Origin of the sequence: Luteibacter pinisoli (assembly GCF_006385595.1) — a bacterium.
Lineage (GTDB): Bacteria > Pseudomonadota > Gammaproteobacteria > Xanthomonadales > Rhodanobacteraceae > Luteibacter > Luteibacter pinisoli.
The window spans coordinates 4,307,947-4,322,276 of the sequence record NZ_CP041046.1 but is presented as its reverse complement, the minus strand read 5'-3'; the positions used below and the strand labels follow the sequence as shown (position 1 = coordinate 4,322,276).

13 protein-coding genes are annotated in these 14,330 nt (G+C 68.7%); 5 read left to right on the top strand and 8 right to left on the bottom strand.

From position 1 onward, the window contains the following. Nucleotides 1-72: 72 nt before the first annotated feature. The 3 genes from FIV34_RS19605 to pepN form a co-directional block, all read right to left on the bottom strand. A complete protein-coding gene (locus FIV34_RS19605) occupies nt 73-843 on the bottom strand; it encodes an RDD family protein (protein ID WP_139985168.1) in 771 nt (256 codons plus the stop codon). Between the two features lie 73 nt (nt 844-916). Then, complete coding sequence (mnmG, locus tag FIV34_RS19600) at nt 917-2,791, bottom strand: tRNA uridine-5-carboxymethylaminomethyl(34) synthesis enzyme MnmG (protein ID WP_139985167.1); 1,875 nt, start codon at nt 2,789-2,791, stop codon at nt 917-919. A gap of 468 nt (nt 2,792-3,259) precedes the next feature. Beyond that, a complete protein-coding gene (gene pepN / locus FIV34_RS19595; protein ID WP_139985166.1) occupies nt 3,260-5,908 on the bottom strand; it encodes an aminopeptidase N in 2,649 nt (882 codons plus the stop codon). Between the two features lie 72 nt (nt 5,909-5,980). On the opposite strand from pepN, the gene FIV34_RS19590 reads away from it, so the two are divergent. The 3 genes from FIV34_RS19590 (at nt 5,981) to FIV34_RS19580 (ending at nt 8,589) form a co-directional block, all read left to right on the top strand. After that, complete coding sequence (locus FIV34_RS19590) at nt 5,981-6,985, top strand: aldose 1-epimerase (protein ID WP_139985165.1); 1,005 nt, start codon at nt 5,981-5,983, stop codon at nt 6,983-6,985. Then, on the top strand, nt 6,985-7,926 hold the full coding sequence (locus FIV34_RS19585) for a threonine ammonia-lyase (protein WP_139985164.1): 942 nt from the start codon (nt 6,985-6,987) through the stop codon (nt 7,924-7,926). The genes FIV34_RS19590 and FIV34_RS19585 overlap by 1 nt, the downstream gene beginning before the upstream one ends. A 99-nt stretch (nt 7,927-8,025) precedes the next feature. Next, a complete protein-coding gene (locus tag FIV34_RS19580) occupies nt 8,026-8,589 on the top strand; it encodes a DNA-3-methyladenine glycosylase I (protein WP_139985163.1) in 564 nt (187 codons plus the stop codon). Here the strand turns inward: FIV34_RS19580 and bioC are convergent. The 5 genes from bioC to bioB are packed head-to-tail and all read right to left on the bottom strand — an operon-like array spanning nt 8,582 to nt 13,239. Further along, the gene (gene bioC, locus FIV34_RS19575; RefSeq protein WP_139985162.1) at nt 8,582-9,472 is read right to left on the bottom strand and encodes a malonyl-ACP O-methyltransferase BioC; all 891 of its coding nucleotides are present in this window, start codon (nt 9,470-9,472) and stop codon (nt 8,582-8,584) included. The genes FIV34_RS19580 and bioC overlap by 8 nt on opposite strands. Further along, on the bottom strand, nt 9,469-10,242 hold the full coding sequence (gene bioH / locus FIV34_RS19570; RefSeq protein ID WP_139985161.1) for a pimeloyl-ACP methyl ester esterase BioH: 774 nt from the start codon (nt 10,240-10,242) through the stop codon (nt 9,469-9,471). Before bioH ends, bioC begins: the two co-directional genes overlap by 4 nt. Further along, the gene (locus FIV34_RS19565; protein ID WP_139986128.1) at nt 10,239-10,988 is read right to left on the bottom strand and encodes a sulfurtransferase; all 750 of its coding nucleotides are present in this window, start codon (nt 10,986-10,988) and stop codon (nt 10,239-10,241) included. Before FIV34_RS19565 ends, bioH begins: the two co-directional genes overlap by 4 nt. A 29-nt stretch (nt 10,989-11,017) precedes the next feature. After that, on the bottom strand, nt 11,018-12,235 hold the full coding sequence (gene bioF, locus FIV34_RS19560; protein WP_246058693.1) for an 8-amino-7-oxononanoate synthase: 1,218 nt from the start codon (nt 12,233-12,235) through the stop codon (nt 11,018-11,020). Continuing rightward, on the bottom strand, nt 12,232-13,239 hold the full coding sequence (gene bioB, locus FIV34_RS19555) for a biotin synthase BioB (RefSeq protein ID WP_139985160.1): 1,008 nt from the start codon (nt 13,237-13,239) through the stop codon (nt 12,232-12,234). The genes bioF and bioB overlap by 4 nt, the downstream gene beginning before the upstream one ends. Nucleotides 13,240-13,374: 135 nt before the next feature. Between bioB and FIV34_RS19550 the strand changes: the two genes are divergently transcribed. Together FIV34_RS19550 and FIV34_RS19545 are read left to right on the top strand one after the other, a co-directional pair. Next, nucleotides 13,375-13,584 (top strand): hypothetical protein, encoded by a 210-nt coding sequence (locus FIV34_RS19550; protein ID WP_139985159.1) that lies wholly within the window; start codon nt 13,375-13,377, stop codon nt 13,582-13,584. A 20-nt stretch (nt 13,585-13,604) separates the two neighbouring features. Continuing rightward, the gene (locus FIV34_RS19545; RefSeq protein ID WP_139985158.1) at nt 13,605-14,327 is read left to right on the top strand and encodes a ComF family protein; all 723 of its coding nucleotides are present in this window, start codon (nt 13,605-13,607) and stop codon (nt 14,325-14,327) included. Nucleotides 14,328-14,330: the final 3 nt, after the last annotated feature.

The window sequence follows — 14,330 nt, the reverse complement described above, 5'->3', positions numbered from 1 at the left end:
AACAAGGGCCGGGCCGCCGATGATAGCAAGCAGGAAAGGGAAGCCGGCCGCCGGAGCGGCCAGCCGGGTCCGTCAGGCGTCGAAGGTGCCGCTGGTGCCGCTGCGTGGGGCAGACGCGACACGCGCGTCAGCGCGCCCCGTCAGCACGTAGGTGCCGGCCAGCATGTCGTGGATGCCCTGCTTGCGTTCGGAGAAGGCCGCGGTGACGTAGAACACCATCGGCAGGAACACGGAGAGGAAGGGCACGGCGTTGGCCAGGCGGATGAGGTTGCGCCCGGCCGCCCGGCCCAGCGTCAGGCGCTGGCCGCTGGTATCGGTGACCCGGATGCCGACGGCGAGCTTGCCCAGGGTGCCCTGCCACTTCGACGACTCGCACAGGACGTAATAGGCGAAGCCGATCAGCAGCACGATGTAGCTGATCGGGCGCACTTCATCCAGGTAGGCGCTCATCGCCGCCGCCTGGTTGGTTTCCATCTGCTGGAACAGCGTGGTGATGGCGTGCTGGAACCCCATTGCCATGGCGATGAAGGTGGAGGGCACGGTAATCACGATGTAATCGATCACCCACGCACCGAAGCGCAGCCAGAAGCCGGCGTATTCAGGGGCGGCCTCGTCGGTCACGCCCAGGAACGGCGGCGGCGGGGGCGGCGGCGGAACCGCGCCGGGCGGAACAGCGGCAGGGCGTTCCCCTGGGAACAGCTCGCCCAGCGGGCGCCAGTCGGTCATCCCGTCATGCCAGCCCAGTTCGTCCGGGCCGCAGGTACCGTCGCGCAGCCACTGGCGCACTTCATCTTCGGTGTAGGGGCCGAAGCGTTCGCCGTTCCGTCCAAGCCAGACTTGCATGGTGTCTCATCCCATCAATCGCCAACTGCCCCGGATGATGCCAGATGCCCGGCGGCCCGCCGAGAGCCAGAGGTCAGGCCGCGCGGCGTTTCAGGTGCACCAGCAGCAGGGAAATGGCCGCCGGGGTGACGCCGCTGATCCGCGAGGCCTGGCCGATCGTCGCCGGCAGGGACCGCTTCAGCTTGGTCAGCACCTCGGCCGACAGCCCGCGCACGCGCTCGTAATCGAAATCGCCCGGGATCGTCGTTGCCTCGTGGCGGCGCTGGCGTTCGATCTCGTCGCGCTGGCGCTCCAGGTAACCGGAGTATTTCGCCTGCACCTCCACTTGCGTGGCGACTTCCGTATCGGCGACCGCCGGCCCGAGTTCCGGCACGGCCATCAGGGCGGCGTAGTCCAGTTCCGGGCGGCGCAGCAGGTCCAGCGCATGCGTCTCGCGGCTGACGGCGATGCCCAGCGAACGCTCAACCGCCGCGCCGAGCGCGTTGGTCGGTGCCGCCCACAGCCCGCGCAGGCGCGCCGTCTCGCGCTCGGACGCTTCGCGCTTGGCTTCGAGGCGGCGGAACCGGTCTTCGGGCACCACGCCGCGCGCATAGCCTTCCGGCGTCAGGCGCAGGTCCGCGTTGTCCTCGCGCAGGTGCAGGCGGTACTCGGCGCGCGAGGTGAACATGCGGTACGGCTCGATGGTGCCGTTGGTGGTGAGGTCGTCGATCAGCACGCCCACGTAAGCTTCGTCGCGGCGCGGATACCACGGCGCCTCGCCACGCACGGCAAGCGCCGCGTTCATGCCAGCGATGAGGCCTTGCGCGCCCGCTTCCTCGTAGCCGGTGGTGCCGTTGATCTGGCCGGCGAAATACAGGCCCGGCACGCCCTTGGTCTCCAGCCACGGCTGCAGCCCGCGCGGATCGAAATAGTCGTATTCGATCGCGTAGCCGGGCCGGGTGATGTGCGCGTTGGCGAAGCCGGGGATCGAGCGGACCAGGGCGTACTGCACGTCGAACGGCAGCGAGGTGGAGATGCCGTTCGGGTAAATCTCGAACGTATCCAGGCCTTCCGGTTCGACGAAGATCTGGTGCGAGAGCTTGTCGGCGAAGCGCACCACCTTGTCCTCGATGGACGGGCAGTAGCGCGGGCCCACGCCCTCGATCTGGCCGCTGTACAGCGGCGAGCGATCCAGCGAACCACGGATCAGTTCGTGGGTCGCTTCGGTGGTGTGGGTGATCCAGCAGCTCACCTGGCGCGGATGGTCCGCCGCCGAGCCCATGAAGGAGAAGTGCGGCATCGGGTCGTCGCCGGGCTGCTCCTCGAGCACGCTGAAGTCGATGCTGCGGCTGTCGATGCGCGGCGGCGTCCCGGTTTTCAGCCGGTCGGCGGCCACCGGCAGCTCGCGCAGTTTCGCGGCCAGCGTGGACGCCGGCGGATCCCCTGCGCGGCCGCCGGCGTATTGCGCCGGGCCGATATGGATCTTTCCGGCGAGGAAGGTGCCGGCGGTGAGCACGACGGCCGGCGCGTGGAAGTCCAGGCCCATCTGCGTGCGTACGCCGATCACCCGGCCGTTTTCCAGCAGCAGGTCGTCCACGGCCTGCTGGAACAGGCTCAGGTTGGGCTGGGTTTCCACGATGTGGCGGATGGCGGCCTTGTACAGCGCACGGTCCGCCTGGCAGCGCGTGGCGCGCACGGCCGGGCCCTTCGAGGCATTGAGCGTGCGCCACTGGATGCCGGCCAGGTCCGCCGCGCGGCCCATGGCGCCGCCCAGCGCATCGATTTCCTTGACCAGGTGGCCCTTGCCGATGCCGCCGATGGCCGGGTTGCAGCTCATCTGGCCGATGGTTTCGATGTTGTGGCTGAGCAGGAGCGTGCGCGCGCCGACGCGGGCCGCGGCCAGCGCGGCTTCGGTGCCGGCGTGGCCGCCACCGACCACGATCACGTCGTAGGTTTGTTGATGAAGCATGGGAGGGGCCGCGAGCAGGGGACCAGGCTGGTCATTTTAGCGCCAGTTGGGCACGCCGATGCGGCGCATCAATCGCCGCGTATACGCAAGGTTGGCACGGATGCTGCTTGACTTACAGGGCACTTCCACCGGGCAGACGCTGCGCGACATACGCGCGCCGAGATTGAGCGACAGGGGTTCGATCGCGTGCCGGGGGAAGGAAGCAGGATGTGGGCAAGGATGCCCCATTCGGTTCTGCGAATGAGATCTGGCGCCCGGCGGTCTCAGGAACAGGGGGAATCCAGGATGACCGTGCTGCCGGGCGCCAGAAACCGAAGTGATTGGCACGAATAGCCGCGGCCCCTGCCGCGGCTTTTTTCGTTGAAGCCAACACTACACCGATCGGATGAACTGTGTGTGACTTTTTTGTCAAACATCGGCTCTATTTCGGCAATTGGTGACGCTGAGCGTCAGTTTTTGATACCTGCGTCACCCCAGTGCAACTCGGGCCAGGATGTCCGTCAAATCGCGTGACAGGTCCTTGCGCGCGGCGAGTTCTGCGACTACGGCGTGGGCCGCTTCGCGCCGGGTGGCTTCCAGCCGTTTCCAGCCGTTGAACGCGGTCGCCACGCGGGCGGCCACCTGCGGGTTCAACGCATCGATCGCCACCAGGCGATCCCCGAGCCAGCGATACGCCGCGCCGTCCGCGCGATGGAAGCCGGTGGGGTTGGCCCGGGCGAACGTGCCAAGCAGGGCCTGCACCCGGTTCGGATTCTTCAGGGTAAATGCCGGGTCGTCCTCGAGGGCCTGCACACGAGCCAGGGCCGCGTCGCCCGGCAGCTGCGCCTGCGCCGCAAACCACTTGTCCAGCGCCAGCGCATTGCCGTCATAGCGCTGGCGGAAGTGCGCCAGCGGCTGCTCCCCGGCGGCCGCATCGGTGACGGCCAGGGTGGTCAGGGCCGCCAGGCGGTCGGTCATGCTGGGTGCGTCGCTGTACTGCGCGCCAGCCAGGGCCACGGCGCCGCTCGCGTCGACGAGGGCAATCAGGTCCAGAAGGCGGCGCTTGAGCTGGCGCCGCGACTGGCTGGCTGCGTCCAGGCCGTCGCTCGCCGCCTCGCGCAGCGCCGCGTAGCGCGCCTTGAGGGCATCGATGCCAATGGCTTTGGCGAGGGCGCGCAGCATGCCCCGGCGGATGGCGCGGATGCGTTCCGGGTCGCGCTCGGCCTGGCGCTCGACCAGCTCGATCTCGCCCGGCGGCGTCAGCAGTTCGGCCAACAGGGCGTCATCGATCGACGCATCGTGGAACAGGCCCGCCAGCGCGCTGGCCCACGCCACCACCGCGGCGCCTTCCGGCTTGCCGTCGCGGTATTCGTCATAGGCCAGGCCGGCCAGCTGCTGGCCGGCATCCCAGCGGTTGAAGCCGTCGGCGTCATGGCGCAGCAGCAGGGCCAGTTCGGCGGGCGCGTATTCGCATTCCAGCACCACCGGCGCGGAGAAGCCGCGCAGCAGCGACGCCACGGGCGCGGACGCGATGTCCTCGAAGACGAAGGCCTGCTCGGCCTGGGTCAGCACCACGGTGCGCTCACCGGCGTCCGCGGCGGACTCGCCTTCCAGGCGCAGCGGCATCGCACGCCCGTTCGCGTCGAACAACGACAGGCGCACCGGCACCGGCAGGGCCTGCTTGTTCGGCTGGCCCGCACTCGCCGGCGTGCGCTGGCGCAGCAGCAGGCGGTAGCGGTGCTTGTCGGCCTCGTAGCGGCCTTCGGCGCTCAGGCGCGGGGTACCCGCCTGGCCGTACCAGGCGAGGTAAGCGGAGAGATCCACGCCGTTCGCGTCGCCCAGCGCCTTGAGGTAATCCTCGATGGTCGCGGCTTCGCCGTCGTGGCGCTCGAAGTAGAGGTCCATGCCCTTGCGGAAACCGTCGTGGCCCAGGTGGCCCGCGATCATCCGCACCAGCTCGGCGCCTTTTTCGTAGACGGTGGCGGTGTAGAAATTGTTGATCTCGGAGTACTGCGATGGCCGCACGGGATGCGAGAGCGGGCCGGCATCCTCGGGGAACTGCGCACGGCGCAGCAGGGCCACGTCCTCGATGCGCTTGAGCGGCGCGGAATTCATGTCCGCCGAGAAGCTCTGCTCACGGAACACCGTGAGGCCTTCCTTCAGGCTGAGCTGGAACCAGTCGCGACAGGTGACGCGGTTGCCGCTCCAGTTATGGAAGTACTCATGCGCGACCACCGCCTCGACATGGCGGTACTCGTCGTCCGTGCTCGAATCCGGGTCGGCCAGCAGGTACTTCGCATTGAAGATGTTGAGGCCCTTGTTCTCCATCGCGCCCATGTTGAAGTCATGGGTGGCGACCACATGGAACACGTCGAGATCGTAGTTGCGCCCGTAGGCCTGCTCATCCCAGCGCATGGAGCGCACCAGCGAATCCATTGCGTAGTCGCAGCGGTCGATGACATCGGCCTCGGCCCAGATGTGCAGGTCCACCTTACGACCGTCGGCGGTGGTGTAGTCCTGGCTGATCCGTTCCAGCCGGCCGGCAACCAGCGCGAACAGGTAGCTCGGCTTCGGGTGCGGGTCCACGAAGCGCGCCCAGTGGCGGCCATCGGGCAGGTCGCCCGCGCCATCCGGATTGCCGCCGGCAAGCAGTACCGGGAAGCGTGCCTTGTCGGCGCGCAGCGTCACCGTGTACTTCGCCAGCACGTCCGGGCGGTCGGGGTAATAGGTGATGTGGCGGAAGCCCTCGGCTTCGCACTGTGTCAGCAGGAAGCCCTTGTCGCGGCTGCCCGAAAGGTAGAGGCCTTCGAACGCGGTGTTCTCCGCCGGGCGCAGGGCCACGCGCGTGACCAGCGTGCAGCGGTCGCCCTCGACGCCGACTTCCAGCACGCCGTTGGCGAGGATGTATTCCCCCTCGACGAGACGGCGGCCATCGACATGCAGTTCCAGCAGTTCCAGGCCCTCGCCGTTCAGCCGGATGGGCTCGTCCGCCTGGCGCACCAGGTCGAGCGTGGCCAGCACTTCGCTGCGATCGATACCGAGGTCGAACGCCAGGTCCACGTGCTCAACCGTCCACGCGGGCGGGCGGTAATCGGCGAGACGGATGACGGCGGTGGGGGTATCGGAACGGTCGCTCATGGCGTCAGAAACTTCTTGGTGCGGGCTCTGGCAGGCTAACATGCGGGCAGATCCGTCAAAAGGAACCCTCCGATGTCCCGTTTCAGCGTGACGCGCTCTTCCCTGGGCGCCCAGGAAGTGGTCATCCTTCGCGATAGCGAAGGCCTCCGTGAGGTACATATCGCCCGGCGTGGCGCCACGGTACTGGTGATTGGCGTGCCGCTGGACGGCGCTTTGCACAACATCGCCGACGCCTTCCTTAACGAAAAGGAACTGCTGCCGCACAAGGGGTCGCGTTTCGCGATCATGACCCCCTTCGCCAACCGCATCGATAACGCGCGTTACACGTTTGAAGGAAAACCTTACGACTTGCAGCCAGGTGCCGTCGGCGCCGATCGCGCGATCCGCCACGGGTTCCTTCGCGCCGAACTTTTTGACGTCACGAATGAACAGGACGGCGCCGAGCGTGCGAGCGCGACGTTCTCCACGCAGGCCATCCGCCCGGGCGTGCATCCCGGCTACCCGTTCGCGCTCGACTTCAGCGTGACCTTCACGCTGGATGCGCGGGGCCTCTCGCTGGAAACGCAGACGCGCAACGTCGGCGACCACGCCGCGCCCACCTTCTTTGGCTGGCATCCGTACTTCCGCCTCTCCGACAGCCCGATCGACAGCTGGGAACTGCAGATTCCGGCGCAGGGCGTGATCGCCGCGCGCGAAGATTTCATCCCGCTGCCGGGTGCGAAGGCGTGGCAGTCACTGGATGACGCTGACGCGTCGCTGGATTTCCGGCAGAGGCGCAGTGTCGGCGCCGTGCCCTTGAACAACACGTTTACCGACCTCCAGGTGGACGACGACGGCAAGGCGCGCACGCACCTGCGCGATCCACACACCGGTATCGGTATCGCGCTGTGGCAGGAGAGCGGCGTGATGCTGGCGTTCACCTCGGACACCAACGAGCGTGACCCGCGCAAATCCGTGGCGCTGGAGCCGATGGAATCCATTCCTGACGCGTTCAACCGCGAGGATTGCGCGGCCGCCATCACGCTGGCGCCCGGGGCCACGCGCCGTTTCGTCTGCGGAGTGGAATTCACCTCGTGATGCTGCCTTCGTTCTCCGACGTCCGCGATGCCGCTGCCCGCATCGCGCCTTACGCGGTGGTGACACCGGTGCTGCGTAGCGAGCTCGTCGATGCGCGTGTCGGCACGTCGGTGTGGTTCAAGTGCGAGAACCTGCAGCGCGGTGGGGCCTTCAAGTTCCGCGGCGCCACTAACGCCGTGTGGTCGCTGAGCGACGAAGACGCCGTGCGTGGCGTGGTTACGCACTCATCAGGAAACCACGGCAACGCGCTGGCGATGGCGGCACGCACGCGCGGCATTCCGGCCCATGTCGTCGTCCCCGAGGGCGCGGTCAAGGCCAAGGTGGATGCGATCATCGCCGCGGGCGCCACGATCCATCGTTGTGCCGCGACCACCGCGGCACGCGAAGCGGCCGCGGCCGACGTGATGGCCGCGACCGGTGCCAACCTCGTGCATCCCTATGCCGATGCGCGCGTGATGGCCGGGCAGGGCACGTTGGTGCCGGAGCTGCTCCGCCAGGCACCGGGCATCGACACGCTGTTGTTTCCCGTCGGTGGGGGTGGCCTTGCCTCGGGCTGTTCCATTGCGGCGCATGGCATCGATCCGGGCATCGTGCTGTTCGGTGCCGAGCCCGAAGGCGCGGATGACGCCGCGCGTTCGCTCGAAGCCGACGAGCGCGTGGGGCCGTTCACGCCGCAAACGATCTGCGATGGCCTGCGCACGCTCATCGGTGAGCCCAACTTCCACGCGTTGCGCGACCACCAGGTGCACGTGTTGCGGGTCAGCGATGCCGAGGTCGTGTCCGCCATGCGGCTGCTGTGGTCCGAGCTGCGCGTGGTGGTTGAGCCCTCCAGCGCCACGACGCTGGCGGCGCTGCTGCGCTATCCGGAACGTTTCGCAGGGCGCAGCGTGGGTGTCGTCATCACCGGCGGCAACGTCGATCTCGACGCATTACCCTGGTAGGCAAGGGCGCCGCCCACGGGTATTGCAGGGCGCGCCGGACAGATAGATCGCTGGCGTCTTCTTATCCTTGTTGTCCCTTCCGTGACGACGAGGCGGATCATGCGCTGTTCCTGGGCAGATCGAAGCGACATCGAACGCAGCTGGCACGACAACGAATGGGGCCGGGCCGTCCACGACGACCGGCGCCTGTTCGAGTTGCTGGTACTCAAGGGTGCACAGGCGGGCCTGGCCTGGCGCACGGTGCTCGGCAAGCGTTGCGCTTACCGGCAACTGTTCCACGAGTACGACGTGGCGCGCATTGCGCAGATGGACGATGACGAGCTCGCCCGCGCATCGGTCGACAAGGGCATCATCCGGCACCGCCTGAAGGTCGCCTCGGTGCGGGCGAACGCACGTGTCGTGGCGGCGATGGAAGCGCGCGGCGAATCCCTGTCCGCGTTGCTGTGGTCGTTCACTGACGGGCGGCCCATCGTCAACGCGTGGGCCGAGCCGGCAGACGTGCCCATGCGTTCGGATATCTCGGACGCCATGAGCCTCGAACTACAGCGCCGCGGCTTCCAGTTTGCCGGTACGGCCATCTGTTACGGCCTTATGCAGTCGGCGGGGATGGTCGACGACCACCTCGCCAGCTGCGACTGCCACGGTGCGTTGCGCGTTAGCTGAAAGGCGTCTTGCGCCGTGAGCCGCGCAGCTTGTCGATCGAGAAGCTGGCGATCTCGCCCGAACCCTCGCGGCGCGACTGGCCTTCGGGCGGGCCCCATGCATGCGCCGTCACCACTTCCCAGGTTGAAGGAATGGTGCCGTCGGTGCGCATGGCTTCGTACGCGTCGAGCATGCGCCTGTAGTGCTGCTTGCCGGTCAGGCCGCGCTGGCGGTCGGCGTCGGCGTTGTTCGCGCCGAGGCCGCGCAGTTCGTCGAGCACGGCGCGCGGGGTCGGGTAGGTCAGCGTGTAGCGCTCGGTGAAGAGCACCGGGTCTTTCAGGCCCTGGGCCAGCATCGCGTCGCCGATATCGTGGATGTCGAGGAAGCGAGCGACGTGCGCCTGCTCATCGGCCGTGGCCCACGCGGCGCGCAGTTCCTGCAGCGTGTCCGGGCCCAGCGAGGAGAAGGTCAGCAGGCCGCCGGGCTTGAGCACGCGCGCGCATTCGGCGAACAGCCGCGAGAGGTCTTCGCACCACTGGAAGCACAGGTTGGAGAACAGCACGTCCACGCTGTGGTCCGGCACCGGCAGCGTGTAGGCATCGGCCACGACACGCGAGAACGGCTTTAGCCACGCCGCGTTCTGTTTGGCCTGCTTCAGCATCGGCAGCGCGATATCCATCGCGATGACCTTGGCCTTCGGGTATTTCTTCTTGAGCGCGGCGGTGCCGCGACCGGTGCCCGCGCCGACGTCGAGCACCACCTCGGGTACCTGCGGAAACACATCGAGGCGTTCGATCAGGGTGGACTGCACTTCGCGCTGGAGCGCGTCATGCTTTTCGTACGTGCCCGCGGCGCGGCCGAAGTTGCGGCGCACCTGGCGGCGGTCGAAGTGGAAATCGCTCATGCGTCGGCACCGATAAACGGAAGCAGGACCTCCGCCAGTTCGGCGGCGTGTCCAATGAAAGGGGCGTGGCCGGCATGCGCCAGTTCCACGAAACGGCCGCCCGCGGCCTCGGCGGACCAGCGCATGGCGGCGGGATGCACGATGCGGTCGAGCCGCCCCGCGATCCACACACTCGGCACGGTGAGTTCGTGCAGGCGCGAACGCAGGTCCGTGTCTTCGAGGACGCGCAGGCCCTCCAGCAGCACGCGCGGATCGGGTTCGCCCCGGCTGTAGGCTTCGGCCTTCAGCTGGCGGGTTTCGGCGTTCGGATCCTTGCTGCCCAGCGCTTCCAGCGCAATGAAGCGGTCGACGGTCGCCTTGTAATCCGCTTCGAGATCGGCAGCCAGCCGGCGCACCATGGCGGGCGGATTGCCTTGCGGCCAGTCGTCGCCCTGCACGAACTTCGGCGTGGCGCTGATGGTGGCGAGCCGCTGCACGGCTTCGGGGTGCTCCAGTGCGGCGGTCATCGCGACCAGGCCGCCCAGCGACCAGCCCAGCCATGCCGCCGGCGGCGTTTCCCGAAGGATCGCCTCGACGCACGCGCGCGGCTCCAGCGGAATCGATGAATCCCGCGAGTGGCCGTGGCCGGGCAGGTCCACGAGGTACATGTCGCAGTGCGCGGCCAGTGCATCGGCCAGCGGATGCAGGATGCCGCCGTGCATCGCCCAGCCGTGGATCATCACCAGCGGGATGCGGCCGTTGCCACGGCGTTCGATGTAGAGGTCGCTCACGCGTCGTCGCCTGGGGCGTCGCTGGGGGCGAGCGCGGGATCGACGGCGCCACGGCCGTCGAAGACGAAGCAGTCGCCACGCCAGTGCGCGCCGCCCACTTCCTCGAAATACTTCAGGATGCCGCCTTCGAGCTGGTACACGTGGTCGATGCCGATATCACGCATGTGGATCGCGGCCTTCTCGCAACGGATGCCACCGGTGCAGAACGAGACCACCGTCTTGCCTTCGAAGCGCGCGCGATCCGCGGCCACCGCTTCGGGAAAGCCGGTGAAGCTGGCGAGGCCGTAGTCCACGGTGTTCTCAAACGTCCCGGCGGCCACTTCGTAATCGTTGCGCGTATCCAGCAGCACCACGGCGCGGCCGTCGTCGTCATGGCCCTGGTCGAGCCAGCGGCGCAGGTCGCGCGCGGGCACGTGCGGCGCGCGGCCGGCCTCGGGGCGAATGGACGGGGCATGCATGGTGATGATTTCTTTCTTCAGGCGCACGCGCATGCGGCCGAACGGCACGTCCTCGGACCAGCTCTCTTTCGGCGCGATGTCGGCGAACCGCGGATCCTCGTGCAGCCACGCCATGAACGCATCCACCGCCTCGCGCGGTGCGGCAAGGAACAGGTTGATGCCCTCGGGTGCCAGCAGGATCGTTCCCTTCAGTGCCAGCGCCTCGCAGCGCGCCACGATCCGCTCGCGCAAGGCGGCGAGGTCGTCGAGGCCGACGAACTTGTAGGCGGAAATATTGAGGATCGACATGGGCATGGGGTGAGGCGCGGGGCCGCCCATTATACGGCGAGGGCCTGCACCGGCAGGTGTATCCGGGCCAGGGCGGCCAGCAGGGCATCGATCCGCTCGGCCGTATGGGTGGCGGAGAGGGTGATGCGCAGGCGGGCGCCGCCCCGGGGCACGGTGGGCGGGCGGATGGCGACAACCAGGAAGCCGGCCCGCTCGAGCGCCCGCGCGGCGGCCAGGGCCGTGCCGGTCTCGCCCAGCAGCACAGGCTGGATGGCGGTGTCGGAGGGCATCAGCGGCAGGCCGAGCTGGGTCGCGCCGGCCCGGAACCGGGCGATATTGGCGGCCAGCCGCTCGCGGCGGCCTTCCGTGTCCTCGCGGACCAGGCGCAGTGCGGCCCGGGTGGCCGCGGCCATCGCGGCCGGCATCGCCGTCGTATAGATGTAGGGGCGGGCGAACTGGACGATCGCGTCCATCAGGTCGGCGTCGCCGGCCACGAAGGCACCGGCACAGCCCAGGGCCTTGCCCAGCGTGCCCATCAGCACGTGCGCCTCGCCGCTGCCCAGGCCTGCCGCCGCCACGGCGCCGGCGCCCTGCGGTCCGACGACGCCCAGCCCGTGGGCATCGTCGACATAGAGCAGCGCGTTGCGCTCACGGCACAGGGCGGCGAGCGCCGGCAGCCGGGCGATGTCACCGTCCATGCTGAACACGCCATCGGTGGCGAGCAGGGCCGGGAGGTCCGGACGCGCCTCGAGCTGGCGTGCCGCACCGGCCACGTCGGCATGCGGATAGCGGCGCAGCTCGGCGCCGGCCAGCTGCGCGCCGTCGATCAGGCTGGCGTGGTTGAGCTTGTCCTGCACGCAGAGCGCGGTGTCGCGCGCCGGCATGGCGCCCGCGCCCAGCAAGGCCTGCAGCGCCCCCAGGTTGGCCATCACGCCGGTGGAGAACAGCACGGCGCGCTGGCGGCCGGTCCAGTCGGCCAGCTCTTCCTCGAGGGCGGCATGTTCGCCGCGGTGGCCGGAGACCAGGTGCGCCGCTCCTGTGCCCACGCCCTCGGACGCCGCGGCACGGGTCAGTGCTGCCACCAGCTCGCGATGGCTGGCCAGCCCGAGGTAGTCGTTGCCGCAGAAGTCCGCGAGGACCCGGCCGCCGACCATGCGCCGGCCGCCGGGCAGCATCTCGCAGGTGCGCACGCGGCGCAGCAGCCCCTCGCGCTCGCGCTGGGCGTGCGCGGCGGCAAGGCGCAGGCGCAGGTCCGGCCGGGCGCTCACGCCGCGTCGGCGGGTTCGACGATGTCGGCGTGCACCGTGCCCGGCTCGAACTCGACTTCCATGGGCTTCAGGCCCAGGCGCTCGAACAGGCGACGGTCGTGCTCGACGTCCGGGTTGCCGGTGGTCAGCAACTTCTCGCCGTAGAAGATGGAGTTGGCGCCGGCGGCGAAGCACAGGGCCTGCAGCGCGTCGTCCATGGTCTCGCGGCCGGCCGAGAGGCGCACCACGGAGGCCGGCATCAGGATGCGCGCCACGGCAATGCTGCGCACGAACTCGAACGGATCCAGCGCCTCGGTGCCATGCAGCGGCGTACCGGCCACCTGGACCAGGCGGTTGATCGGCACCGACTCCGGGTGTTCCGGCAGGTTGGCCAGGGTCTTCAGCAGGCCCGCGCGCTGCGAGCGCGATTCACCCATGCCGACGATGCCGCCGCAGCAGGTCTTCATGCCGGCGTGGCGCACGTTTTCCAGGGTGTCCAGGCGGTCCTGGTAATCGCGGGTGTGGATAATCTCGCCGTAGAAATCCGGCGAGGTGTCGAGATTGTGGTTGTAGAAGTCGAGGCCGGCCGACTTCAGCGTGTCCGCCTGGGGGCCGGTGAGCATGCCCAGCGTCGCGCAGGTCTGCAGGCCCAGGCCCTTCACCGCGCTGACGATCTCGGCCACCTTGGCGACATCGCGGTCTTTCGGTGCACGCCAGGCGGCGCCCATGCAGAAGCGGCTGGCGCCGGCATCCTTGGCCGCCTGGGCCCGGGCGAGCACGGCTTCCACGCTCATCAGCTTCTCGGCCTTCACCCCCGTGGCGTAGCGGGCGGCCTGCGGGCAGTAGGCGCAATCCTCCGGGCAGCCGCCGGTCTTGATCGACAGCAAGGTGGAAACCTGCACGGCATTGGGGTCGTGGTACTGCCGGTGCGCCGTCTGGGCCTGGAACAACAGGTCGTTGAACGGCAAGGCGAACAGGTGTTCTACCTCGGCGAGGGTCCAGTCGTGGCGAAGGGCTGCGGTCATGGAGGGCTCCTGGCGAAGCGGCGAAGTGTCGGCGCCCGCCCCGGCACTGTCAACCTTAACGGTATGCCGTGAGTTTACCGTCGAATTCCCCGCCCTGCCGTACGATGGAGCCGTTCCCCCCAAGGAGTGTTCCCCATGAGTGCAGCAGGACAGGGCAGTGCCGGCAACGTCATCGCCGCGGTGTGCAGCTTCTTCATCCCCGGCCTGGGCCAGCTGGTGCAGGGCCGCGTCTTCAAGGCGCTGATCATGTTTGTCCTCGCCGCCGTGCTGTGGATCGTGTGGCTGGGCTGGATCATCCACCTGTGGTCGATCGTCGACGCGGCGATGTACCGCCCGAATAACTGACTCCCCACTGGATCGGATGCATGGACGCATTCCCCTGGCTGGCCCGCCTGGGCCAGTTCCTCATGCCACCCCGCTGCCTCCTGTGCGGCAGTGCCGGCCACGATGGCATCGAGCTCTGCGCGGGCTGCGCAGCGTCACTGGCGCCCAACACCTATCACTGCCGCGGTTGCGCGCTGCCCCTGGCGCGCACGGCCGAGCTATGCGGTGAATGCATGAAAGGCCCGCGGCCCTGGCGATCGGTGTGGGTGCCGTTCCGCTACGCGTGGCCGCTGGACCTTCTTGAAACACGCTTCAAGTTCGGCGGCAACCTGGTGGCGGGCAAGGTGCTGGCGCGTCGGTGGATCGCCGCGGGGCCGCCGCCGGCGTTACCGGACCTGATCGTGCCCGTGCCGTTGCATGCGGCGCGCCTGCGCGAGCGTGGCTTCAACCAGTCGCTGGAACTCGCCCGGCCGCTGGCGCGACACCTCGGCGTCGCGTTGCAGCCGCGGCTGCTGGAGCGCACGCGGGTGACCGAGGCGCAGAGCGAGCTGGATGCCGAGGAGCGCGCGAGGAACGTGCGTGGCGCGTTCGTCGTGCGTGGCGTGCCGGCGGCACGCCACGTCGCGGTGGTGGACGATGTGATGACCACCGGCGCGACGCTTGAAGCCTGCACGCTGGCATTGCTTGAAGCCGGCGTGGAGCGCGTGGATGTCTGGGCACTGGCCCGCACGCCCAAGCCCGGCTTCAAGGCGGCCGCGCCGTAGAAC

What these genes read in the sequence shown, in the direction of transcription:
- FIV34_RS19550 (WP_139985159.1), top strand. Translation starts at nt 13,375, where the DNA reads ATGAGTGCAGCAGGACAGGGCAGTGCCGGCAACGTCATCGCCGCGGTG.
- FIV34_RS19565 (WP_139986128.1), bottom strand. Translation starts at nt 10,988, where the DNA reads ATGTCGATCCTCAATATTTCCGCCTACAAGTTCGTCGGCCTCGACGAC.
- bioC (WP_139985162.1), bottom strand. Translation starts at nt 9,472, where the DNA reads ATGAGCGATTTCCACTTCGACCGCCGCCAGGTGCGCCGCAACTTCGGC.
- FIV34_RS19585 (WP_139985164.1), top strand. Translation starts at nt 6,985, where the DNA reads ATGCTGCCTTCGTTCTCCGACGTCCGCGATGCCGCTGCCCGCATCGCG.
- bioB (WP_139985160.1), bottom strand. Translation starts at nt 13,239, where the DNA reads ATGACCGCAGCCCTTCGCCACGACTGGACCCTCGCCGAGGTAGAACAC.
- FIV34_RS19580 (WP_139985163.1), top strand. Translation starts at nt 8,026, where the DNA reads ATGCGCTGTTCCTGGGCAGATCGAAGCGACATCGAACGCAGCTGGCAC.
- mnmG (WP_139985167.1), bottom strand. Translation starts at nt 2,791, where the DNA reads ATGCTTCATCAACAAACCTACGACGTGATCGTGGTCGGTGGCGGCCAC.
- FIV34_RS19545 (WP_139985158.1), top strand. Translation starts at nt 13,605, where the DNA reads ATGGACGCATTCCCCTGGCTGGCCCGCCTGGGCCAGTTCCTCATGCCA.
- FIV34_RS19605 (WP_139985168.1), bottom strand. Translation starts at nt 843, where the DNA reads ATGCAAGTCTGGCTTGGACGGAACGGCGAACGCTTCGGCCCCTACACC.
- pepN (WP_139985166.1), bottom strand. Translation starts at nt 5,908, where the DNA reads ATGAGCGACCGTTCCGATACCCCCACCGCCGTCATCCGTCTCGCCGAT.
- FIV34_RS19590 (WP_139985165.1), top strand. Translation starts at nt 5,981, where the DNA reads ATGTCCCGTTTCAGCGTGACGCGCTCTTCCCTGGGCGCCCAGGAAGTG.